This is a genomic window from Tessaracoccus lapidicaptus, from assembly GCF_001693815.1.
Lineage (GTDB): Bacteria > Actinomycetota > Actinomycetes > Propionibacteriales > Propionibacteriaceae > Arachnia > Arachnia lapidicapta.
Genome location: NZ_MBQD01000022.1, coordinates 100,826 through 124,226, shown reverse-complemented (window position 1 = coordinate 124,226; position 23,401 = coordinate 100,826). Strand labels below are relative to the sequence as shown.

Below are 23,401 nucleotides of genomic sequence, written 5' to 3'. Positions count from 1 at the left end.
ATGCGTTCCCGGGTCAGTGCCGCCGTCCTCGCGATCCTCGCGCTCGCCGTCACGGCGTGCGCCGACGACGGGTCGGCGCCCAGCGCCACTCCCGTCCCGGCCACATCCTCGGAGGCGCAGCTGTCGGGCGAGGTGTTCACCGGCGAGGTGAACACCGAGGAGATCACGGTGGGCCCGCAGACCGTGCGGGTACCCGTCGGCATCCGCCTGCCCGAGGACTCGCTGGTGACCAGCGCCGACGAGGTGAGCGTCATGGTCGCCGACGAGGATCCGGCCGCGGTGCTGGAGGCCGTGCGCGCCAGCGCGGAGGAGTCCGGTTACGAGGTCTTCGCGACGCCGTCGCCGGACACCACGGTGTGGGTCGGCAACGGCAACGCGGTCATGCTCATGGCCATCCCGTCGGCCCAGATCCTGACCTGGGGGCCCGAATCGATGGCGGAGGCGCTCGCCCAGCCGCAGGGCTGACTCAGCCGGCGAGCAGCTGCTGGAAGTCGACGAACCCCGCGGTCTCCCGTGAGGATCGACGCCCGGCGCCCGCGACGGCGTCGGCGAGTTCCGCCGAACCCCTCGCCACGCGCGTTCGCAAGGCAGCGGACCCCGCTCCGAAGTCGGCGGTCGCGGCGAAGATCGCCGTGCGCACCGGCTCGGCGCCGAGGTAGCTGAACAGCGGCCGCATCGCGAACTCCAGCATCAGCGAGTGCCGCTCGGTGCCGCCGGTCGCGGCCAGCAGCACGGGCGTGCCGGCGAGCGTGTCCGGTTCCAGGATGTCGAAGAAGCTCTTCACCAACCCGCTGATGGAGGCGGAGAAGGTCGGGGAGACGACGACCAGCGCGTCGGCCTCGGCCACGGCGTCGACGACGCGGGCCAACTCCCCGGTCGGGAAGCCGGTGAGCATCGCGTCCATGACGGGGTGCGCGAGCTCGCGCAGCTCGACGACGGTCTCCTCCAGCGTCTCGCCGCGGGCGGCGAGGTCGTCGCGGAGGTGGGCGAGGATGTCGTCGGCGAGGACACGGGTGGACGACGGCGTGCCGAGGCCGCCGGAGATCACGACGATGCGAGACATGGGGTCCTTCCTCAGAGCTTGTTGTCGTCTTCGGCGCGGGTGCCGGTCCAGCGGTCGACCGACGGTTCGGTCCGCTCCGGCGCCGCCACGGCCCCGCGGGCCGCGACCAGCGACGCGTGCGTCGGCGCGTCCGGCACGTGGGCCGGCTTCAGCGCCGCGAACTCCTTGCGCAGCACGGGCACGACCTCCTCGCCGAGCATGTCGATCTGCTCGAGGACGGTCTTCTGCGGCAGGCCCGCGTGGTCCATGAGGAACAGCTGGCGCTGGTAGTCGCCCACGTATTCGCGGAAGCCCAGGACCCGCTCGATGACCTGCTGCGGGGAGCCGACGGTCAGCGGCGTCTCGCGCGTGAACTCCTCCAGCGACGGGCCGCCGCCGTAGACGGGGGCGTGGTCGAAGTAGGGGCGGAACTCGCGCACGGCATCCTGGGAGTTCTTCCGCATGAACACCTGCCCGCCGAGCCCGACGATGGCCTGGTCGGCGCGGCCGTGGCCGTAGTGCTCGAAGCGACGGCGGTACAGGTCCACCATGCGGCGCGTGTGGCTGGACGGCCAGAAGATGTTGTTGTGGAAGAAGCCGTCGCCGTAGTACGCGGCCTGCTCGGCGATCTCGGGCGAGCGGATCGAGCCGTGCCACACGAACGGCGGCACGCCGTCGAGCGGCCGCGGGGTCGCGGTGAAGCCGTGCAGCGGGGTGCGGAACCGTCCCTCCCACGTCACGACGTCCTCGCGCCACAGCTGGTGCAGCAGCGCGTAGTTCTCGACCGCCAAGGCGATGCCGTCGCGGATGTCCTTGCCGAACCACGGGTAGACGGGGCCGGTGTTGCCGCGCCCCATCATGAGGTCGACGCGGCCGCCGGAGAGGTGCTGGACGTAGGCGTAGTCCTCGGCGAGGCGGACCGGATCGTTGGTCGTGATGAGCGTGGTCGCCGTCGAGAGGATCAGCCGCTCGGTGGCCGCCGCGAGGTAGGCCATGAGGATCGGCGGGTTGCCGGGCGCCACGAAGGGCGGGTTGTGGTGCTCGCCCGTGGCGAAGACGTCGAGGTCCGCCTCCTCAGCCTTCTTCGCCAGTTCGACCGTGGCGCGGATGCGCTCGTGCTCCGACGGCGTGCGGCCCGTGGTGGGGTCCGTGGTGACGTCGCCGATGGTGAAGATGCCGAACTGCATGTGGTGCTCCCAACCCTGTTGTGTGCCTGTCTACGGTAACACAACAAGTTGAAAGTGAAACTATTCCTCAGGCGGTGCGGTGCCTGTTCATCTGCCGGACGACCAGTCCGACGACGACCGCCACCACCCCGAGGCCGCCGATGGCCAAGACGCCCAGCAGCGCGAACACGACGGCGACGATGTGGCCGACGTCCAGCGGCGGCGCGACGATCAGCCCGTCCTCGACGCACGCCACCGTGTACTCGCCCGCCGGTTGGCCCGACCCGCCGATCTTCGCGATCGACTCGTAGGACACGCCGTCGACCGGGAACGAGTAGGTGGCGCCGCGCAGCTCGATGTCGGGCACCTGCTCGGTGGGGCCGGTGATGTCGCAGGTCGGCATCATGCGCCGCGGGGCGTACAGGATGAGGGTCTCGCCGTCGTCGATGGTGACGACGGTGTCACCGGCGACGGTCTTGATGTCCGACGGCGCGGGGACCATCTCGCTGAAGCCCCGGCCCACCCACACGCCGAGCGCCACGGCCACGACGAGCAGCCCCGCCCCGACCGCAGCCAGGGCCGGGGCCCACGGCCGGCGTCGCGGCGGCGGGGGGATGCTCATGACGTCACGGGCCTGGTCAGCCGACCTTCCGGGTCCAGCCGAACTTGTCCTCGGCCCGCCCGAACTGGATGTCCACCAGGTGCTGGCGGATCTCGCGCGTCTTGGTGCCCGGCGTGCCGTCGGCCACGGTCTGGACGCCGCGGTCCGGCGAGTTGAACCCGGTGATCGGGGTGACGACGGCGGCCGTGCCGCACGCGAACACCTCGGGGATGCGGCCGGACTCCACGCCGTCGAGGACCTCGTCCACCGAGATGGGCCGCTCGACGGCCTCCAAACCGTGCTCCGCGGCGAGGGCCAGGATGGACTCGCGGGTCACGCCGGCGAGGATGGAGCCGAGCGACGGCGTGAGGAGCTGGCCGTCGTCGGTGACGAACATGATGTTCATCGTGCCGCACTCCTCGACCCACTTGTGCTCGGCGCCGTCGGTCCACAGGACCTGGCCGCAGCCGTTGGCCGCGGCCTCCTGCGTGGCGACCAGGCTGGCCGCGTAGTTGCCGCCGCACTTCGCTGTGCCGGTTCCGCCGGGAGCCGCGCGCGTGTAGTTCGGGGTGATCCACAGCTTGACCGGCTCCGAGTAGTACGGGCCGGCCGGGGTCGCGATGACGGCGAAGCGGTAGGTGTTCGCCTCCCGCACGCCCAGGTACGGCTCGGACGCGATCATGAACGGCCGCAGGTAGAGGCTCTGCTCGTTCTCGCCGACGGGGACCCAGTCGCGCTCCAGCTCGACGAGCTCGTTGACCGACGCCAGGAACAGCTCCTCCGGCAGGACGGCCATGCCCATGCGCTTCGCGGACTGGACGAACCGCGCGGCGTTGCGCTCGGGGCGGAACAGCCAGACCGAGTCGTCGTCGCGGCGGTAGGCCTTGAGGCCCTCGAAGATCTCCTGGCCGTAGTGCAGGACCGCCGCGGCGGGGTGCAGCGCCCACTCGCTCATGGGCACGATGCGGGGCTCCTGCCAGCCGTCGCCGGCCTGGTAGTCGATGATCGCCATGTGGTCCACGTAGTAGCGGCCGAACCCGGGGTCGGCGAGCGCCGCGAGCCGGGCGGCGTCCGAGGTGGGGGTCGTGGTGCGGGTGAGCGAGAACATGGCCATGGTCACTGATGGTAGACCGCGCTGCGCGCGCTATCGCGGGCGGTCCACGTCAGCGCCGCTGGGGGGATCGCCCACCTCGTCGGCGTGCTGGAGCGCGGCGTCGAGCAGGCCCGCGACCGCGCCGATCACCGGCCAGGCGCCCTCCGAGCTGTTGCCGAGCACGCTCACCGTGAGCCCATGGACCGGGGCGTGGCTGGACCGGAAGGAGGCCCCGGCGTCGTAGCCCTCGAGGATGAGGACGTCACGGGTCGGGTGGACCCAGAAGCCCATCGCGTACCGCAGCCCTTCGCCGGGGACGTCGTGTCGCGGCCGCGTCATCGCGGCGACGGTGTCCACGGCGACGATCCGTCCGTCCAGGAACGCCGTCCAGAACTGGTGCAGGTCGTGAGCGGTGGTGAATGCTCCGCCGTCGGCATTGCCGAGGACCGGTAGGTGGAGGGTGTTGGCGAGGTCGCCCTCGTCATGGATGTAGCCGACCGCCGCATCCGCGGGGAGCTCGTTGAGGGGCAGGAAACCCGTCCGGGTGAGCCCGGCCGGTTCGAGGACGAGCCGGGTGACCGCCTCGTGGTAGGTGTCGCCGGTGATCCGCTCCAGGATGACGCCGAGGATCATGTAGCCGCTGTTGCAGTAGGAGAAGCGCTCCCCGGGCCGCGACCGCTGCGCGTGACCGTCGAGGAGGGGGAGGAACGCCTCGGCCGTCGTGAGGGTGTGGACGGGGACCGTGAGGACGTGATCCGAGACCTCCCAGTCACCGTCCTCGTCGAGATAGTCGCCGATCCCCGACGTGTGGGTGAGGAGGTGCTCGACCGTCACGGCTGCGTCGATCAGCGGGAGATCCGCCCCGAGCATCTCCCGAACGGGCTGGTCGAGCCGGAGCCGCCCGTCGTCCACCAGCCGCATGACGGCCAGGGCGGTGAAGGCCTTGGATCCGCTTGCCACCGCGATCCGGGTGTCGATGGTCATGGGCACGCGATGCGCGCGATGACGGTAGCCCGCGCATCGTTCCGCGACGCGACGCCCGTCCGCGTACACGGCGATCACGCCCGTGAACGAGCGCTGCGCCAGGGCCCCGTCCAGGCCGGTGAGGTTAATGTCCATCGTCGTTCCTCTCTCTCCGCGCCGCATCGTGGCCTTCTACCAGTGTCCCGTCCGAGCCGAGGACCAGGGTCCGGACCGCGCCCAGCCTCGCGAGGAACTCGTCGTCGTGCGACACGACGAGCAGCCCGCCGCGGTACCCGGCCAGTGCGTCGACGAGGACCTCGACGGTGGCGAGGTCGAGGTTGTTGGTGGGTTCGTCGAGGATCAGGAGCTGCGCCGGCGGCTCGGCCAGCAGCAGGGCGGCGAGCGCGGCCCGGAACCGCTCGCCGCCGGAGAGAGTGCCGAGCGGGCGAAGGACGGAGTCGCCCCGCAGGCCGAAGCGGGCCAGGCGGTTGCGGATCGTCGCGGGCTCGACGGCGGGGGCCGCGGCGCGGACGCAGTCGAGGACGGGAAGCGCGTCGTCGAGGTGGTCCAGGCGCTGCGGCAGGTAGCCGACGCGGGCGCTGATCGATCTCACCAGCGACTCCACCAGCCTCGTCTTTCCCACGCCGTTGGGGCCGACGAGCGCGACGCGTTCCGGGCCCTGCATGACGTGCGCGGTCCCGGCGGCGTCGACGATCTCCGCCAGCCGCCGTCCGGCTCCGACACCAGGGTCGGGCAGGTCGATGCGGACCCGGTCGTCGTCGCGCACCCTGGCCTCGGCATCGTCGACGGCGGACCTGGCCGCGGCGATCTTGGCGTCGAACTCGCCACGGGCCTTCCCCACCGCCTTCTCGGAGCGGTTGGCGTAGAAGTCGCGGGCGGCCTTGCTGACCCCGCGCTCAGCCGCCGGCTTGCCGGCGTTCTCCCGTCTGGCTAGGCGCTTCTCGGCCTCGATCTTCTGCCGGCGCTCGGTCCGCACCTGCTGCTCCGCCGTCCGGAGGGCGCGCTGGGCGGCCTCCTGCGCGATCGCGACCGACTCGCGGTAGACGTCCCACCCCCCGCCGAACACCGCGACCCCACCGCCGCGGACCTCGACGATCTGGTGGACGCGGCGCAGCAGCGCGACGTCGTGACTGACGACGACGAGCGTCCCGCGCCAGCGTGACAGGAGGTCGTAGACGCGGGCCCGGGTGTCGCGGTCGAGGTTGTTGGTGGGTTCGTCGAGCAGCACGACGTCGAGGCGCCGGACCGCGAGGCCGACGAGCGCCACGAGCATCGCCTCACCACCGGAGAGAGTGCCCACCGGGCGGTCGAGGTCAAGGTCCAGCCCGACGCCCGCCAACTCCGCGACGGCGCGGGCTTCGACGTCCCAGTCGTCGCCCACCGCGTCGAAGTGGGCGGGATCGACGTCTCCGGCCACAATGGCCCGCAGGGCGTCGACGCGGGCCCGGATGCCCAGCAGCTCCGCGACGGTGTCGTCGGTGCGCAGGATCAGGTTCTGCGGCAGGACCCCGACCGCCCCGTCCACGGTGACGCTCCCCGCCGTCGGGGTCAGCTCGCCGGTGATGAGCCGGAGCAGGGTGGACTTCCCCGACCCGTTGTCGCCGACGATGCCCGTCACACCCGGCGAGAAGGCGAGCGTGACGTCGTCGAGGCAGGGGGAGCCGTCCGGCCAGGCGAGGCGGACGTGGTTGAACGTGACAGAAAACACCAGAACTCCGATCGATCAGCGGGTGCGCTGAGACCGGAGCGGGGGCTCGACGGCGTCAGCGCAGGGCGGCGGTGCCGATCAGATCTGTCATCGCGGTTCTCTCCTCGGGCGGGGACACGACCCGCCCATGATGCCACGAAAGGCGCGGCGGGGCAGCAGTGTGGGGTGCTCAGTCCTGCTTGATCTCGCCGGCGAGCACCCAGGCCAGGAACTCCTTGAGGTCGCCCGTCTCGCCGTCCCGGCCGCCGCGGCCGATGACCAGCGGCGCGAGCGTCGGCTCCAGCTTCACGCCGCGCACCCGCTCCATGAGCCCGCCGGGCACGGTCATCGTGTAGTAGTTGCCGTCGACGTCGATGGCCACGGAGTGGTTGTTGCGCAGGTACCAGCCGACCTTGTCTGACTTGACGACGTGGCCGCTGAGCAGCGTTGCCTTGAGCGGCCGCGGCTCGATGCCCCGGGCCCGCGCCTCCGCGATGAACCCGTCGATGAGCACCTTCGCCTGGGCGGCCTCGGCTCGGGCGTGCCCCTGGCTCAGTTCGTGCCTGATCCGGGCCGCCCGCTGCCTGTCGCTCAGTTCCTCCGCCACGCCGTCAGCCTAGACGGGTCCGCCGCTCGCGACACCCCGGGCCGATCAGATCGTGAAGCCGCCGTCGACCACGATCTCCTGGCCCGTGATGTACGCCGCCTCGTTCGACGCCAGGAACGCGATCGCGGCGGCCACCTCGGCCGGGGCCCCGAAGCGCCGCGCCGGGATGGACTCCTGCACGCGGCGCGCCTCGGCGGCGTCGGAGTGGAGGCGCTTGAGCCGCTCGGTGGCGGTGTAGCCGGGCGCGACGGCGTTGCACGTCACGCCGTCGGCGGCGACCTCCAGCGACAGCGTGCGCAGGTGGTTGGTCACCGCTGCCCGCATGGCGTTGCTGACGGGCAGGTTCAGCGCAGGGCGGCGCACCGTCAGGCTCGTGATGGCGATGATCCGGCCCCAGCCGCGCTCCCGCATGCCGGCCAGGACGCCGTCGACGAGCCGCACCGTCGACATGAACGTCGTCTCGAAGCCGGTGGCCCACGCCTCCTCGTCCACCTGGCTCGGCAGCCCGGGCGGCGGCCCTCCGGCGTTGCTGACCAGAATGTCAACGTCGCCCGCCGCGTCGACCGCCCGCTGCACGTCGACGAGGCGGCTGACGTCGGCGGGCACCCAGCGGGCGCCGATGCGTTCGGCCGCGGCGCGCAACTCCTCCGGCCGTCTGGCCGCGATGGTCACCTCGGCGCCGAGCTCGCGCAGCTGCCGCGCGGCCTCGAACCCGATCCCCCGGCTCGCGCCGGTCACGAGCGCGTGCTTCCCGTCCAGCCTGAACATCGTCATGGGACGAAACTACTCCCCGCGCGGGCCCGGCGTTACCCCCAAACGACCCCCACCGTGGGTCGCTGCGAACCGGTCTGCGAGACTGGTCGGACCGTTCGCTGAGGGAGGTCCCATGCCCGAGTTCCGCTACGTCGACATGCTGCCGATCGGGCACGACGAGACGCCCTACCGGCTGCTCACCACCGAGGGTGTGGAGACGGTGGAGGGGCCCGAGGGGCGGCGGTTCCTCAAGGTCGCGCCCGAGGCGCTGACGCTGCTGGCCGAGACGGCCATGCACGACATCGCGCACTACCTGCGCCCCGCGCACCTGCAGCAGCTGCGCACCATCCTCGACGACCCCGAGGCCTCCCCCAACGACAAGTTCGTGGCCCTGGACCTCATGAAGAACGCCAACATCGCCGCCGGGGGCGTGCTCCCGATGTGCCAGGACACCGGCACCGCGATCATCATGGGCAAGCGCGGCCAGCAGGTGCTCACCGAGGGCACCGACGAGCGTCCCCTGTCGATGGGCGTGTTCAACGCCTACACCACGCTCAACCTCCGCTACTCGCAGAACGCGCCGCTGACCATGTGGGAGGAGAAGAACACCGGCTCCAACCTGCCCGCGCAGATCGAGCTGTACGCCGACACGGCGGTCGGTCACGAGAACTCCTACAAGTTCCTGTTCATGGCCAAGGGCGGCGGTTCGGCGAACAAGAGCTACCTGTACCAGGAGACGAAGGCTGTCCTGAACCCCGCGTCGATGATGACCTTCCTGGAGGAGAAGCTCCGCTCGCTCGGCACCGCGGCCTGCCCGCCCTACCACCTGGCGATCGTGGTCGGCGGGACGTCGGCCGAGTTCGCGCTGAAGACCGCGAAGTACGCCTCCGCGAAGTACCTCGACACGCTGCCCACGGAGGGCTCGATGGCGGCCAACGGCTTCCGCGACGTGGAGCTGGAGAACGAGGTCCTCGAACTCACCCGCAAGCTCGGCATCGGCGCGCAGTTCGGCGGCAAGTACTTCTGCCACGACGTCCGCGTCATCCGGCTGCCGCGCCACGGCGCGTCGCTGCCGGTCGCGATCGCCGTCAGCTGCTCCGCGGACCGGCAGTGCCTGGGCAAGATCACCCCGGACGGCGTGTTCATCGAGCAGCTCGAGTTCGACCCCGCCCGCTTCATGCCCGAGCACGTCGACGAGGAGCTCGACGCGCAGACCGACGGCATCACCGGCACCGGCCAGGGCGCCGCGGTCCGCATCGACCTCAACCGGCCCATGCCGGAGATCCTCGACGAGCTGCGCAGGCACCCGGTCAAGACGCGCGTCATGCTCAACGGCCCACTGATCGTCGCCCGCGACATCGCGCACGCCAAGATCAAGGAGCGCCTCGACGCCGGGGAGCCCATGCCGCAGTACCTCAAGGACCACCCCGTCTACTACGCCGGGCCCGCGAAGACGCCCGAGGGCATGGCGTCGGGCTCGTTCGGCCCGACGACGGCGGGACGCATGGACTCCTACGTCGACCAGTTCCAGGCGGCGGGCGGCTCCATGGTGATGCTCGCGAAGGGCAACCGCTCCAAGGCCGTCACCGACGCCTGCAACGCCCACGGCGGGTTCTACCTCGGCTCGATCGGCGGCCCGGCGGCCCGCCTGGCGCAGGACTGCATCCGCCACGTCGAGGTCGTCGAATACGAGGAACTCGGCATGGAGGCGGTGTGGCGGATCGAGGTCGAGGACTTCCCGGCCTTCATCATCGTCGACGACAAGGGCAACGACTTCTTCGCCGAGGTGAACAAGCCGATCGCGCTGACGATCCCGAAGCGCGTCGGCCTCTGATCCTGGCCCCATCCGAATGCCTGAGGAGCGTGTCGCCGCCGGACGGCGACACGCGTCTCGAAGGGTCCCGACCAGGTGCTCAGTTGGCGACGGCGAACCGGCGCCCCCGATGCTTGGGCTCCTCCAGCTCGTCCACCACGGCGACGGCGAAGTCCTCCGCGCTGATCGTGTCGCCCACAGGCGAGTCCCCGCCGACGACGTAGGACCCGGTCCGCTCACCCGGGGAGATGACCGGCGCGGGCGAGAGCAGCGTCCAGTCGAGGCCCGACGACGCGCGGTACTCCTCGAGGACGGTCGTGAAGGTGTCGGCCTCCGGGTAGTACTCGGGCGGGAACCCGGGCAGGTCCTTCAGCCGCGATCCTCCCTCGACCTCGAGCGACCCCGCCCCGCCGACGATGAGCAGGCGCGTCGCGGGTGCCGCGGCGATGAGGGCCCGGTGGGCGGCCAGGGTGGGCTCGTGCGAGCCGCCGGTGCGGTCCGGCGGCACGGCAACGACGGCCGCGTCCGCGTCCTCGCCGGCCGCGACGACGGCGGCAGTGTCCCCGAGGTCGAGGGTCCGGCTCTCGACGGCGCGGTCGACCCGCCCCCCCGAGCGGCTGTAGGCGACGACTTCATGGCCCCGCTGCACGGCCTCGGCCGCGATGCGCGACCCGACCATCCCCGTGGCCCCGATGATGGCGATCCTCATGGGCAAACTCCTTGAACTTTTGACTACCGGGACAGCCTACCCCCCCGCGCAGCCCGCGGAACGCGCCCCGGAACAGCCCACGGCGAACACCGGGGCGCTTGTGGAAACCCCACAAGGATTTCCGTGCGCCCTTGAGCGCGCGCGATGCTCGACGGCCAATCGGGCGGCAATCGGCCGCGCCGACTCGCGCGCTCAGGCAAAGGATGCGAAATTGGCAGTCAGCCCGACCCGGGCGCTCGCCCACCCGAGGAGGTACCGGTGTTCCGACGCATCGCCATCGTCAACCGCGGAGAAGCCGCCATGCGGCTCATCCACGCGGTGCGCGACCTCAATGCCGAGCACCCCGACCGCGATCCCATCGCCACCATCGCGCTGTACACCGACGCCGAGCGCTCCGCCATGTTCGCCCGCGAGGCCGACGAGGCCTACCCGCTGGGCCCGGCCGCCGAGCGGCCCTACCTGAACCACGAGCTCCTGGCCCGGGTGCTGACCGAAGCCCGCGCGGACGCGGTCTGGGTCGGGTGGGGCTTCGTCGCGGAGGACGCCGCGTTCGCCGACCTCGTCGAGTCCCTCGGCATCACCTTCATCGGCCCGTCGGGCGATGCGATGCGCAAGCTGGGCGACAAGATCGGCTCCAAGCTCATCGCCGAGGAGGTGGGCGTCCCGGTGGCGCCATGGTCCCGCGGCGGCGTCGACACGCTCGACGAGGCCCTCGAGGCCGCCGAGCGCGTGGGCTATCCCCTCATGCTCAAGGCGACGGCGGGCGGCGGTGGCCGCGGCATCCGCAAGGTGACCTCGGCCGACGAGCTCGCCGACGCCTACCAGCGCACCCGCGACGAGGCGGAACGCGCGTTCGGCTCCGGCGTCGTGTTCCTCGAGAAGCTGGTCACCGGCGCCCGTCACGTCGAGGTGCAGGTGATCGCCGACTCCCACGGCAACGCCTGGGCCATCGGGGTCCGCGACTGCACCGTCCAGCGACGCAACCAGAAGATCATCGAGGAGTCCGCCTCCCCGCTCCTGGCGCCCGAGCAGACCGATGAGCTCAAGGCCGCCGCCGAGCGCCTGGCGCTGGCGGTCGGGTACCGCGGCGCGGGCACCGTCGAGTTCCTCTACCACCCCGGCGAGAAGATGTTCGCCTTCCTCGAGGTCAACACCCGCCTGCAGGTGGAGCACCCCATCACCGAGGTCACCAACGACTTCGACCTGGTCAAGGCCCAGATCCATGTCGCGGCCGGCGGCGCGCTCGAGGAGCGGCCCACCGAGTTCGGGCACGCCGTCGAGGCCCGCCTGAACGCCGAGGATCCGGACCGCGACTTCGCCCCCGCCCCCGGCCTCATCGCCCGCCTCGACCTGCCGGCGGGCCCCGGCATCCGCGTCGACACCGGCGTCGCGGAGGGCGACTCCATCCCCGCCGACTTCGACTCCATGATCGCCAAGATCATCGCCCACGGCCGCACCCGCGACGAGGCGCTCGGCCGCCTGCGCCGCGCCATGGCCGAGACCACCGTCGTGATCGAGGGCGGCGCGACGAACAAGAGCTTCATCCTGGAGCTGCTGCAGCAGCCGGAGGTCGTGGGACCGCGCCTGCAGGGCGACGCCCCGCGCCGCGCCGCCGCGGGCGCCGTCGACGAGCCCTTCGAGTGGGCCGACACCGGATGGATCGACCGCACCCGCGCCGAGGGCGGCCTCATCGCCGACGAGCACGCCGGCGTCGCGCTCGTCATCGCGGCCATCGAGGCGTATGAGGAGACCACCGCCATCGAGACGGACCGCCTGCTGACGACCGCGCACGGCGGCCGCCCGCAGACGCAGCACAAGTCGGGCCTGCTGGTGGACCTCAAGCTCCGCGGCGCCGTCCACACGGTCACCGCATTCGCGACCGCACCTGGGCGCTACCGCGTCGTGGTCGACGGCACCAGCACCGAGGCGGAACTGCACCGCCTGGACGAGGTCCACGGACGCGCGGTCGTCGGCGGGCGCCGTCATCGCATCATCTCCGCCACGCACGGCCCCATCCACCTCATCGAGGTCGACGGCGTGACGCACCGCGTCTCCCGCGACGAGGGCGGCGTGCTGCGCTCCCCCGCACCGGCGCTGGTCGTCGCCACCCCGGTGGCCGTCGGTGACGAGGTCGAGGCCGGCGCCCCCGTCATCGTGCTCGAATCCATGAAGATGGAGACCGCCATCCACGCGCCCTTCGCCGGCCGCGTGAAGGAACTGCTGGTCATGACGGGCTCGCAGGTCGAGTCGATGGCGCCGCTGGTGCGCCTCGAGCCGCTCGGCAACGGGGGCGACGCCTCCGCCGCCGCCGACGTGCCCGCCGTCGAGATCCCCACCTGCCCGCCCGTGGCCGACCCGGCCGAGCGCGCCGCGCGGCTGCTGTCGGACCTGTCCGCCACGCTCATGGGCTTTGACGTCGACCCCTCGGCCAAGACCCTGCCGAGCTACCTGGAGGCCCGCGACGAGGCCCGCGCCGCCGGCGCGGACGTCCTGTCCGGTGAGATCGGCCTGGTGACGTTGTTCGCGGACCTCGCCGAACTCAGCCGCAACCGGCCGTTCGGCGAGCAGGCCAACACCGAACTGCGGGTCCACTCGGACCGCGAGCACTTCCACCGCTACCTGACCACGCTGGACGTCGACCGGGCCGGGCTGCCGACGCAGTTCGTGGACCGGCTCGCGGCGGCGCTGCGTCACTACGGCGTCGAGTCCCTGGACCGGACCCCGGCCCTCGAGGCAGCCGTGTTCCGGATCTTCCTCGCGCAGAAGCGCGTCGCGTCCGACGTCCCGCTCATCCTGGGCCTCCTCGACCGCTGGATCAGCGAGCCCGCGCCCGACGCCGACCGCGCCGTCAACGCCCGGGCCCAACTCGAGCGCCTGGTGCGCGCCACCCAGCTGCGGTTCCCGGCCGTCGGCGACCTCGCCCGCTCCGTGCGGTTCCGCTGGTTCGATCAGCCGCAGGTGGACGCGGAGCGCGCGGCCATCGTCGCGGGGGTCGGCGACGAGGTGGAGGCCCTGGCCGCCGCCCCCGACGCCGCTGACTACGACGAGCGCATCGCCCGGCTCGCCGCGATCCCCGAGTGGACGGCGAACTTCCTCGCCACGCGGCTGGGTCGCGGGGTCCCGGCGCATGAGCCGATGCTCGAGGTCCTCCTGCGGAAGTACTACACCGACTACGACCTCAGCGGCGTGCAGCGGCTGACGGTCGGCGGGCGCTCCGTCGTGCTGGGCGACTACATGCTGGGCGAGCGGCCGCGCCGGTTCGTCGGCACCGTCGGGCTCGCCGAAGAGATGGCCGCCGGCGGTCCGCTGGAGTCGCTGGTGGCGAGCCAGGTCGCGGCGCGCACGCCCGGGTACGACGCGGTCGTCGAGCTCTACGTGCTCTGGCCCGAACGGCCGGATCCAGAGGCGCTGGGCACGGAGCTGCTGGCGCGGCTGCGCTCGTGGTCGTGGGACGACGCCGTGACGCGGGTCGCGGTGGGCGTCTGCACGGCCGACGGGGCCGTCGAGTACCGCACCTTCCGCTTCCCGCACGGCGAGATCGTCGAGGACGAGAAGATCCGCGGCCTGCCCCCTATGGTGGGGCGGCGCCTCGACCTGTGGCGCCTCCGCGACTTCGACATCACGCGCCTCGACGCCCCCGCCGACGTGCTGCTGTTCGACTGCGTCGCCAAGGCCAACCCCGACGACCGTCGCCTCGTCGCGATGGCGCAGGTCCGGCAGCTGGCGGTCGTGCGCGACGCCGACGGCCGCCTCATCGGGCTGCCCCACGCGGAGCGCTCCGTCGCCAACTGCCTGGAGGCGATCCGCCGGACCCGGTCCGCGCGCGGGAAGGCCGGCTCGAAGCTGGATATGAACCACGTGTGGGTGCACGTCTGGCCCGAGATCGATCTCGACATCGACGACATCACGCCGCTGCAGGACCGGATCACGCCGCTGTCCGACGGCGCGGGCATCGAGGAGGTCCTCTGCCAGGGCCGCTTCGTGCGACCCCCGTTCCGCGACGACGCACCCGACGCGGGCGAGCGTCGCGAAGGGTCGGCGACGGGGCGACACACGATCCCCCTCGCCGTCCGCTTCCACGCACAGCCCGGCGCCGGCGTCACCACCACGGTGACCCCGCCCCCGACCGAGCCGCTCAAGCCGCTCGACGACTACGCCGGGAAGGTCGTGCGCGCCCGCCGTCGCGGCCTGGTCTACCCCTACGAGCTGTCCGCGACCCTCGCCGGCCCGGGCGGCTCCCTCGCCGAGTTGGACCTGGACGACTCGGGCCGCCTCGTCGAGGTGGACCGCGCGCCGGGCCGGAACAAGGCCGGCATCATCGTCGCCAAGGTGACCACGCCGACGGCGCTGCACCCGGAGGGCGTGACGCGCATCGTGTTGTCGGGCGACCCGACGAAGGGCCTGGGCGCCGTCGCGGAGCCCGAGTGCTCGCGCATCATGGCCGCGCTCGACCTCGCCGAGGAGACGGGCGTGCCCGTCGAGTGGTTCACCCTCAGCTCCGGGGCCCGGATCTCCATGGAGTCCGGCACCGAGAACATGGACTGGGTGGGGGCCGCGCTGCGCCGCATCGTCGAGTTCACCCAGGCGGGCGGGGAGATCAACGTCGTGGTCGCGGGCATCAACGTCGGCGCCCAGCCGTACTGGAACGCCGAGGCCACGATGCTGATGCACACCAAGGGCATCCTCGTCATGACGCCCGATTCCGCGATGGTGTTGACCGGCAAGCAGTCGCTGGACTTCTCGGGCGGTGTGTCGGCCGAGGACAACTTCGGCATCGGCGGCTACGACCGCGTGATGGGGCCCAACGGGCAGGCGCAGTACTGGGCCAAGGACCTGGGCGCGGCCATGGGCATCCTCATGTCGCACTACGACCACACGTACGTCGCGCCGGGCGAGACGGCGCCCCGCCGGGCGGTGACGGGCGACCCGGTGGATCGGGACGTGTCCGACTACCCGCACAACCTCGGCACGGACTTCGCGACCGTCGGGCAGATCTTCTCCCGCGAGCACAACCCGGACCGGAAGAAGCCGTTCGACATCCGCACCGTCATCGCGGCGGTGTGCGACCAGGACCACCCGCGCGTAGAGCGCTGGGCCGGCATGGCGGAGGCGGAGACCGCGGTCGTGGTCGACGCCCGGATCGGCGGGCACTCGGTCAGCGTCGTGGGCATCGAGTCGATGCCCGTGTCGCGGGCGGGCTTCCCGCCCGCCGACGGCCCCGACACCTTCACGGGCGGCACGCTGTTCCCGCGGTCGTCGAAGAAGGTGGCCCGCGCGATCAACGCCGCGTCGGGCAACCGGCCGCTCGTGGTGCTTGCGAACCTGTCCGGGTTCGACGGCTCGCCCGAGTCGATGCGTAACCTCCAGCTGGAGTACGGCGCCGAGATCGGGCGGGCCATCGTGAACTTCGACGGGCCCATCGTCTTCGTCGTCATCTCGCGCTACCACGGCGGCGCGTTCGTCGTGTTCTCCAAGCGGCTCAACGAGAACATGACGGTGCTCGCCATCGAGGGGTCGTTCGCCTCCGTCATCGGCGGCGCTCCGGCGGCGGCGGTGGTGTTCGCCGGCGACGTCGCGAAGCGGACGGCGGCCGATCCTCGGGTCGCGGAGCTGGAGGCCGCGCTGCGTGACGCGGCACCCGAGCAGCGGGCCGAACTGCAGGTGGAGTTGGCCGATGTCCGCGCCGCGGTGCGGGCGGAGAAGATCTCGGAGATCGCAGCGGAGTTCGACGGTGTGCACAACATCCACCGCGCGGTGGCGGTCGGCTCCGTGGACCGCGTGATCGCGCCGGCGGAGCTGCGGCCGTCGATCGTCGAGGTGATCGAGGCCCACGCCAGGTGACCGACGACGAGCTGTGGGAGGAGACCCGGACCTGGCTGTTCTGGGCCGGGATCCTCGCCAACGGGGTGACGACCGACGAGGGGGCGGCCGCCGTCGAGGCCGCGTTGCCGACGCGGCCGTCGGGTCGCGCGGCGCTCGAACGCCTGCATCAGCTGGCGTCCGACGAGCTCACCGGGATGCTGGCGCTGCTGTCCGACGATGAGCCGCGGTGGGCGGACGGGCGCGCGGCCACCGTCGGGGCGATCCGCTCGATGCTCGACCGCGGCTGACGCCTGCCGCCCCCCGGGCGCCGGACGCCGGGCCGCCCGGGCCCGGTCAGCGCGTGGGGCGGAGGAGGCGCATGCCGTTGGCGATCACCACGAGCACCGACGCCTCGTGGACCAGCATCCCGATCGCCATCGTCACACCACCCACCAGCACACCGGCGAGCAGCAGCGCGACCGTCACCAGCGCGATGGCGATGTTCTGCCGCATCACCCGCGCCGTCCGCTTCGCCAGACCGATGGCCTGCGGGATGCGGTCCAGGCGGCTCGTCATCAGCGCGATGTCCGCCGTCTCGACGGCGACCGCCGAGCCCGCCGCACCCATCGCGATCCCGACGTCGGCGAGCGCCAGCGCCGGGGCGTCGTTGACGCCGTCGCCCACCATCGCGACGACGCGGCCCTCGGCCTGCAGTGCCCGCACGACGTCGAGCTTCTCCTCGGGGAGGAGTCCGGCTCGGGCGTCCGCGATGCCGACCCGTCCCGCGACCGCGGACGCGACGCGTGCCTGGTCGCCGGTGAGCATCAGCACCCGCGACACCCCCACTCCCCGCAGGGCCGCCACCAGGGCCGCCGCCTCGGGCCGGATGCCGTCGGCGACGCCGATCGCGCCGATGACCGCGCTGTCGAGCGCCACCACCAGCGGCGTGCGGCCCTCCTCGGCCAGCCGGGCCGACGCCTGCTCCGCCCACTGGTCCTTGGCTCCGGCGGCGAGCTCCGGGGTGCCGACGACGACCTCGCGCCCGTCGACCGTGGCCACGATCCCCCGGCCCGGGACCGCGCGCACGTCGTCGGGCACCGCCCCGACCGCCAGGCCCCGGGCCAGCGCCGCAGCGACGACCGGCCGGGCCAGCGGGTGCTCCGAGCCGGCCTCGGCCCGGGCCGCCCAGCCCAGCACCTCGTCCGGAGACCAGTCGCCCCGGGCGACGACGTCGGTCAGTTCCGGGCGGCCCGTCGTGAGCGTCCCCGTCTTGTCCAGCGCGACGGTGTCGACGCGTGCGGCCGTCTCCAGGAACTCGCCGCCCTTGATGAGGATGCCGTCGCGGGCGGCGCGGCCGATCCCCGCGACCAGCGCGACCGGGACCGAGATCACCAGCGCCCCCGGGCAGCCGATGACCAGCAGCGTCAGCGCGAGCTCGAGGTCCCGGGTCGCGATCCCCATCACCAGCGCCAGCACGATGATGCCGGGCGTGTACCACCGGGAGAACCGTTCCATGAACTGCTGCGTGCGCGCCTTGGCGTCCTGAGCCTCCTCGACGCGGTGGACGATCCTCGCCAGCGTCGTGTCGGCACCGACGCCGGCGGCACGCACCGTGACGAACCCGTCGACGGCCACCGTGCCAGCGAACACCGTCGACCCCTCCGCCTTCTCGGCCGGGATCGACTCCCCGGTGATCGCCGCCTCGTCGACGGCGGCCCGGCCGGTGAGGACCACCCCGTCGACGGGGACCCGGGCGCCGTGCTTGACGACGACCGTCTCCCCCACCGCGACCTCGCGCGCAGGGACCGTCACCTGCGTGCCGTCGCGCACCACCGTCGCGACGTCCGGCGCCAGGGCCACGAGCTCGGCCAGCGCGGACCGGGTCCGGGCGAGCGTGGCGTCCTCCAGCGCATGGCCGATGGCGAACAGCGTCGTCACGGCAGCCGCCTCCCAGTAGTTGCCGATCGCCACGGCCCCCGCGGCGGCGACGGTCACCAGCAGGTCGATGCCGACCGTCCTCAGCCGCACCGCGCGGACCGCGGACCGTGCCACCGGCACCCCGGCGACGACGGCGGCGGCCAGCATCAGCCACCGCCCCGCCGGGTGCCCGCCGGCGGCCGCGTCGACGACCCACGACGCCGCGATGAGGGCGCCGGCGACGGCGGGAACCGCCCACCGTCGATGCACCGTGATCATGGCGAACCCCCTCAGAATGCGGACGGACGTGCGGTGTAGCCCGCCCGGGCGACGGCGGCGACGAGGTCGTCGACGGTGGTCCGGTCGGGATCGTGGTCAGCCTCGATGCGCGAGGACGCGAAGTGCACCGTCGCGGCGCTGACGCCGGGTAGCGCGGCCAGCGACTTCTCGATCTTCGCGACGCAGCTGGGGCAGCTGAACCCCTCGGCACGCAGCGTGGTGTGGGTGGTGGACATGGTCTCCTCCTCGGATCGGGCCGCCCCGACGGCGGCGACGATTCGACCGTACGGCGGCGCGACGCGGGGCTCCTTGACGTGGATCAAGCCCTCCCCGCCGCCGGGTTTGGCAGGCTGGGCCCATGACCGATCACCGCGACGGCGACACCTGCGTCGCCCGGGTCCCCGTCTTCCGGGGGCTCGACCCGCGACAGCAGAGCGAGGTGGCCGGCTTCGCCCGGCCCGTCAGAGCCGCCGCCGGGCAGTTCCTGCTGACCCCGTCGGACCGGGCGCGTCGGCTGCTGGTGATCCACGAGGGCCGGGTCCGGGTGTCGCAACTGATGGACACCGGCCACGAGCGAGTGCTGCGCGTGCTGGGTCCCGGCGATGTCGTCGGGGAGGCGTCGTTCATCCTGGGCCGGCGGCCGGCGAACCACGCGATCGCGGAGACCGACGTCGTCGTGTGCGCCTTCGACCACGCCGACCTCGCCGGCCTGGTGGCGCGGTACCCGGACATCGCCGTGCGGATGCTGCAGGTCCAGGCCGAGCGGCTTGCAGCCGCGGAGCGGATGCTGGCCGCCCTCGGTGGGGCCGACGTCGAGGCCCGGATCGCCGCGTACCTGCTCGACCTCCCCGCCCGCCGGGGAGACGACGGCGCCGTCGTGGAACTGCCGATGGCGAAGAAGGATGTCGCCAGCTACCTGGGGACGACCCCGGAGACCCTGAGCCGACGGCTGCGCGCGCTCGCCGACGATGGCATCATCGCGCTGCCCGCCGGGCGCCGGATCGTGGTCCGCGACCCCGACGAACTCGAACGCCGCGCGGGCGGCGCTACTGGGTGATGTCGTAGCGCAGCAGGCGGGCCTTGTCCGCCTTGCGGGTGGAGCCCTGCAGCGCCAGCAGCTCGGCGTAGATGCCGCCGGTAGTGGCGAGCTCGGCAGGGGTGCCGATCTCGTCGATGCGGCCGTCGCGCAGCGTGACGATCCGGTCCACCGTCGAGATGGTCGACAGGCGGTGCGCGATGATCAGCGTCGTCCGGCCCTCCATCAGCTCCTCGAGCCCGGCCTGCACGGCGCGTTCTGACTTGGTGTCCAGCGAGCTGGTGGCCTCGTCGAGGATGAGGATGGGCGCGTCCTTGAGGAGCGCGCGGGCCACCGACAGCCGCTGCTTCTGCCCGCCCGACAGCTTGATGCCCCGCTCGCCGATCTCCGTGTCGAAGCCGCCGTGGAGGTGCGAGATGAACGTCATCGCGTTGGCGCGCCGCGCCGCGACCGCCAGCTGCTCGTCCGTGACGTCGTCCTGACCGTAGGCCATGTTCTCCCGGATGGTGCCGGAGAAGAGGTTGGCGTCCTGGAACACGACGCCGATCTCGCGGCGCAGCTCGGCCGTCGGCACGTCGTCGACCGACTGGCCGTGGACGCGCACGGTGCCAGACGTCACCGGGTAGAGCTTCATGATGAGGTTGACCAGCGTCGTCTTCCCGCCGCCGGACTCACCGACGAACGCGATGCGCTCGCCGCGGTTGACCGTTAGATCGATGTCGCGCAGGACCAGGTCGTCGCCGTCGCCGTAGCCGAAGCTCACGTCGTCGAACTCCACCACCGGGTCGGAGTCGACCCACTGCACCTCCGCCGACGGCGCCGCCTCGAGCGGGTTGTTCGGCTCGTCGGCCTCGTCCATCACCTTGAAGTACTCGAGGCTGCCCGCGACCGCCCGCTGCGTCATGTCCACCCAGTAGCTCATCGACGTCACCGGCATCCGCGCCATCGTCGTGAGCTGAATGAGCAGCACCATGGTGCCGACGCTGTACTGGCCGGTCGCGGTCTGCCAGAAGATGATGGCGTAGATGCCGAAGAACACCAGATCGAGCGCTCCGCGGCGCCACATGTCCATGGTGTGCCAGAACCGCGACTGGCGGCGGGTCAGGTCGACGGCGTCGCGGTAGTGCCCGCGGAACGAGTCGAGCTCGCGGCGCTCGGTGACGAACGACTTCACCACCCGCATCTGCCCGATGACCTCGGAGAACCGGCCGCCGGAGATGTCGTAGTGGTCGTTCTTCTGCTTCTCCCAGACCTGCCACTTCTTCGACGTCAGCGCGGTCAGCCACACGAACGTCGGGTAGATGACGATGAGCAGCACGCTCAGCCACGGGGAGTAGAAGGCGGTGATGACGAGCACGGCCAGCAGCGTGATGACGGTGGGGAAGAATCCGTTGCTGAAGGTCTGCAGGAAGTCGGTGATCGACGTGATGGAGCGGTTGAGCCGGGAGATGATGGTGCCGGTCAGCTCGTTGTCGTAGTAGCGCTGCGGCAGGCGCAGCAGCTTGCGGTAGTAGTTCGCCGAGAGGATGGCGCGCAGTCTGACCGACATGAGGTCGCCGAAGTAGCCGGAGACGTTGGTGATCGCCGAGTTCGCGAGCGCGATGATCAGCAGGATCACCGCCAGCCACATGAGGTCGGCGACGGTGCCGCCGCGGCCCTCCGCGATGTCGATGACCGTGTCCGTGGCCCGCGCGATGACGAACGGGGTCAGCAGGGCGGTCGCGGAGGTGGCGACGGCCCCGATGACGACGGTGAGGTAGAGCGGCCACAGCTCTCGGGCTGTGGCCATGATCTTGGCGATGCTGCGCACGTGCGGTCACTCCTTCGACGTGGCACTCTACCCGCGTTGACCGCGTGGGCCCTCACCCGGCATCGCGGGGAGCGGAGGGTCTTACGAAGCCGGTAGCCAGACGCGCATGGCACCGGAGGCGCGGTTGCCCCAGGTGTGGAAGGGGATGGCCCGCACGGTCACGGGCTCCCCGGTGGGGGCGGTGGAGGGCGCGCCGTAGAGCGGGCCCACCTCCCGCCGTGGGGTCACCGCGATCCGGAGCCCGCCGTCGGACTCCAGCGGCGGCTGGGTGGGGTCGACGACGACGTCGTCGAGGCGGATCTGCTCGGAGAGGTCCACCTGCTCGACGCAGTAGACCTGGGGGCCTCGCTCGAGCGCGACGCAGCCGCGCACCGAGTCCACGCGGTGGTTGGCCTGCGTCCAGCGCGGGGTCATGGGGAGGTCGAGGACGCTGGGCCGGCTGGTCAGGGTGAGCCGGGCGTAGCCGTCGGCCTCCGGGGCGACCGGGGCGCCGTCGACGGTGGCGTCAGCCGCCCAGGTGGGAATGCGGAGCGCGACGGGCAGCCCGGCGGGGCCGGCGATCTCGACGCGGCCGGCGTCGGGGTAGCTGGTGCGCACCGTCACGGTGCCGCCGCCCAGGGCATCGGGAACGTCGATCTCCGCGCCGGTGTAGAGGTGGATCGCGAGGGCGTCGCCGTCGACGGAGGCCACGTAGCCGCTCAGCTGCGCGAAGACGCGGGCGATGTTGGGCGGGCAGCAGGCGCAGGCGTACCAGGGGGTCCGCTCGCGGGGCGCGTTCTCCTCAGAGTAGCGGTCCGGGCGCAGCTGCAGCGGGTTGGAGTAGAAGAAGCGCGTGCCGGTCTCGTCCAGCGAGGCGGCCAGCGCGTTGTGCAGCTCGCGCTCGATGGTCTCGGCGTAGCGGGCGCCACCCTCGGCGAGGTACATCCGCCAGTTCCAGTGCAGGTCCGCGATGGTGGCGCAGGTCTCGGCGTAGGCGCGGTCCGAGGGGAGCTCGTAGTCGTCGCCGAAGGCCTCGTCGCGATGCCGCGACCCGAACGCGCCGGTGAGGTACATCTTGCGGTGGTGCGCGCTGTCCCACTGGGCGCGCATAGCTTCGAGGAGCGACTGGTCGCCCTCCTCCAGGACCAGGTCGGTGACGCCGGCGTTGAGGTAGAGCTGGCGGACAGCGTGTCCCACCGCGCTCTGCGACTCGCGGACAGGCGCGTGGTCCTGGAAGTAGCGCGCGCCCAGGGAGCCCACCTTCAGCAGACCGGAGCCTCGGTGATCCAGCTGATGGCGGGCGAGGTCGAGGTAGCGGCGCTCGCCAGTGTGGCGGTAGAGCTCCACCAGCGCAGTCTCCAGCTCGGGATGGCCGCAGTAGCCCACCTGGTCAGCACCCGGTCCGAAGGTGGCGTCGACGAGGTCGACGAAGCGGACCGCGAGGTCGAGGAGGTCGGTGCGGCCCGCTCGGGCCAGCGCGACGGCGGCCTGGACCATGTGCCCGAGCACGTACATCTCATGCGTCCAGTCGAGCTCGGCGAACCTCTTCTCGGGGTGCACGCCCTGGATCCAGGTCATGACGTAGCCGTCGGCCTCCTGGACGCGGGCCACGAGCCCGATGACGTCGTCGAGCCAGGAGTCGAAGTCGGTGGTGCCGGTCCGGGCGATCTCCCACGCGACCGCCTCGATGGTCTTGTAGACGTCGGAGTCCGCGAACCAGAAGCCTCGCCACTCGGCCTCGGACTCGCCGATCACACGGCGGAAGTTGTCCAGGTTGCCGGCCTCCTCGAGCTGGCCGATGCAGTGCGGGATGGTCGCGGCGGCGTTTCTCTGCTGCCAGGCGCCGAGGCGGGAGCCGGAATCCAGGCGGACCGCGGTGAGCGACAGGGGGCTTCGGCTGCCAGCGCGGCGCGGGGCCGCGGGAGCGACGAGGGGGACGGTCACGCTCGACCTTTCATCGATGAAAACGACTCAATCCTGGCGCGTCGAACATAGTCGGGTCAAGGGCTTGCCCGTGAACTTCCCCGGCGCACGCGGACGCCTTCGCTCGCCCCACGCGAGGCGTCGATGACACAGCGGCGGGCCCGCCCCCGAGGGGACGGGCCCGCCGCGTGGCTCGACTG

18 protein-coding genes are annotated in these 23,401 nt (G+C 72.0%); 5 read left to right on the top strand and 13 right to left on the bottom strand.

Going from position 1 to position 23,401, the window contains the following annotated elements; genetic code table 11:
* Entirely contained in the window at window positions 1–465 is a 465-nt protein-coding gene (locus BCR15_RS09030; RefSeq protein WP_068751872.1) for a hypothetical protein, read from the top strand.
* Window position 466: 1 nt separating this feature from the next.
* Here BCR15_RS09030 and BCR15_RS09025 read toward each other — a convergent pair whose 3' ends face one another.
* The 8 genes from BCR15_RS09025 to BCR15_RS08990 all read right to left on the bottom strand — a co-directional run bounded on the left by BCR15_RS09025 (window position 467) and on the right by BCR15_RS08990 (window position 7,954).
* Window positions 467–1,063 (bottom strand): CE1759 family FMN reductase, encoded by a 597-nt coding sequence (locus BCR15_RS09025; protein WP_068751871.1) that lies wholly within the window; start codon window positions 1,061–1,063, stop codon window positions 467–469.
* 11 nt (window positions 1,064–1,074) lie between these two features.
* Window positions 1,075–2,229 (bottom strand): LLM class flavin-dependent oxidoreductase, encoded by a 1,155-nt coding sequence (locus BCR15_RS09020; protein ID WP_068751870.1) that lies wholly within the window; start codon window positions 2,227–2,229, stop codon window positions 1,075–1,077.
* Between the two features lie 67 nt (window positions 2,230–2,296).
* Window positions 2,297–2,830 (bottom strand): hypothetical protein, encoded by a 534-nt coding sequence (locus BCR15_RS09015; RefSeq protein ID WP_068751869.1) that lies wholly within the window; start codon window positions 2,828–2,830, stop codon window positions 2,297–2,299.
* 16 nt (window positions 2,831–2,846) lie between these two features.
* On the bottom strand, window positions 2,847–3,923 hold the full coding sequence (locus BCR15_RS09010; RefSeq protein ID WP_068751868.1) for a branched-chain amino acid aminotransferase: 1,077 nt from the start codon (window positions 3,921–3,923) through the stop codon (window positions 2,847–2,849).
* A 30-nt stretch (window positions 3,924–3,953) separates the two neighbouring features.
* On the bottom strand, window positions 3,954–5,021 hold the full coding sequence (locus tag BCR15_RS09005; RefSeq protein WP_068751867.1) for a serine hydrolase domain-containing protein: 1,068 nt from the start codon (window positions 5,019–5,021) through the stop codon (window positions 3,954–3,956).
* Complete coding sequence (locus BCR15_RS09000) at window positions 5,011–6,594, bottom strand: ABC-F family ATP-binding cassette domain-containing protein (protein WP_228383361.1); 1,584 nt, start codon at window positions 6,592–6,594, stop codon at window positions 5,011–5,013. The genes BCR15_RS09005 and BCR15_RS09000 overlap by 11 nt, the downstream gene beginning before the upstream one ends.
* A 169-nt stretch (window positions 6,595–6,763) precedes the next feature.
* The gene (locus BCR15_RS08995; protein WP_068751865.1) at window positions 6,764–7,180 is read right to left on the bottom strand and encodes a hypothetical protein; all 417 of its coding nucleotides are present in this window, start codon (window positions 7,178–7,180) and stop codon (window positions 6,764–6,766) included.
* Window positions 7,181–7,225: 45 nt separating this feature from the next.
* Complete coding sequence (locus BCR15_RS08990; protein ID WP_068751864.1) at window positions 7,226–7,954, bottom strand: SDR family oxidoreductase; 729 nt, start codon at window positions 7,952–7,954, stop codon at window positions 7,226–7,228.
* Window positions 7,955–8,066: 112 nt separating this feature from the next.
* On the opposite strand from BCR15_RS08990, the gene BCR15_RS08985 reads away from it, so the two are divergent.
* Complete coding sequence (locus tag BCR15_RS08985) at window positions 8,067–9,767, top strand: fumarate hydratase (protein WP_068751863.1); 1,701 nt, start codon at window positions 8,067–8,069, stop codon at window positions 9,765–9,767.
* Window positions 9,768–9,846: 79 nt separating this feature from the next.
* On the opposite strand, the gene BCR15_RS08980 is transcribed toward BCR15_RS08985, so the two are convergent.
* Window positions 9,847–10,455 (bottom strand): NAD(P)-dependent oxidoreductase, encoded by a 609-nt coding sequence (locus BCR15_RS08980; protein WP_068751862.1) that lies wholly within the window; start codon window positions 10,453–10,455, stop codon window positions 9,847–9,849.
* A gap of 258 nt (window positions 10,456–10,713) precedes the next feature.
* Between BCR15_RS08980 and BCR15_RS08975 the strand changes: the two genes are divergently transcribed.
* Both BCR15_RS08975 and BCR15_RS08970 read left to right on the top strand, forming a co-directional pair.
* Complete coding sequence (locus BCR15_RS08975; protein ID WP_068751861.1) at window positions 10,714–16,296, top strand: ATP-binding protein; 5,583 nt, start codon at window positions 10,714–10,716, stop codon at window positions 16,294–16,296.
* On the top strand, window positions 16,293–16,565 hold the full coding sequence (locus BCR15_RS08970; protein ID WP_068751860.1) for a hypothetical protein: 273 nt from the start codon (window positions 16,293–16,295) through the stop codon (window positions 16,563–16,565). The genes BCR15_RS08975 and BCR15_RS08970 overlap by 4 nt, the downstream gene beginning before the upstream one ends.
* A 46-nt stretch (window positions 16,566–16,611) precedes the next feature.
* Here the strand turns inward: BCR15_RS08970 and BCR15_RS08965 are convergent, their stop codons facing one another.
* Window positions 16,612–18,453 (bottom strand): heavy metal translocating P-type ATPase, encoded by a 1,842-nt coding sequence (locus BCR15_RS08965; RefSeq protein ID WP_068751859.1) that lies wholly within the window; start codon window positions 18,451–18,453, stop codon window positions 16,612–16,614.
* Window positions 18,454–18,464: 11 nt separating this feature from the next.
* Window positions 18,465–18,689, bottom strand: a complete 225-nt coding sequence (locus BCR15_RS08960) for a heavy-metal-associated domain-containing protein (RefSeq protein ID WP_068752014.1) — start codon at window positions 18,687–18,689, stop codon at window positions 18,465–18,467.
* 122 nt (window positions 18,690–18,811) lie between these two features.
* On the opposite strand from BCR15_RS08960, the gene BCR15_RS08955 reads away from it, so the two are divergent.
* Window positions 18,812–19,510, top strand: a complete 699-nt coding sequence (locus tag BCR15_RS08955) for a Crp/Fnr family transcriptional regulator (protein WP_068751858.1) — start codon at window positions 18,812–18,814, stop codon at window positions 19,508–19,510.
* Here the strand turns inward: BCR15_RS08955 and BCR15_RS08950 are convergent.
* Entirely contained in the window at window positions 19,500–21,299 is a 1,800-nt protein-coding gene (locus BCR15_RS08950; protein ID WP_068751857.1) for an ABC transporter ATP-binding protein, read from the bottom strand. The genes BCR15_RS08955 and BCR15_RS08950 overlap by 11 nt on opposite strands.
* An 81-nt stretch (window positions 21,300–21,380) precedes the next feature.
* Window positions 21,381–23,222, bottom strand: coding sequence for a glycoside hydrolase family 127 protein (locus BCR15_RS08945; protein ID WP_068751856.1), 1,842 nt, complete (start codon window positions 23,220–23,222; stop codon window positions 21,381–21,383).
* Between the last annotated feature and the right edge of the window lie 179 nt (window positions 23,223–23,401).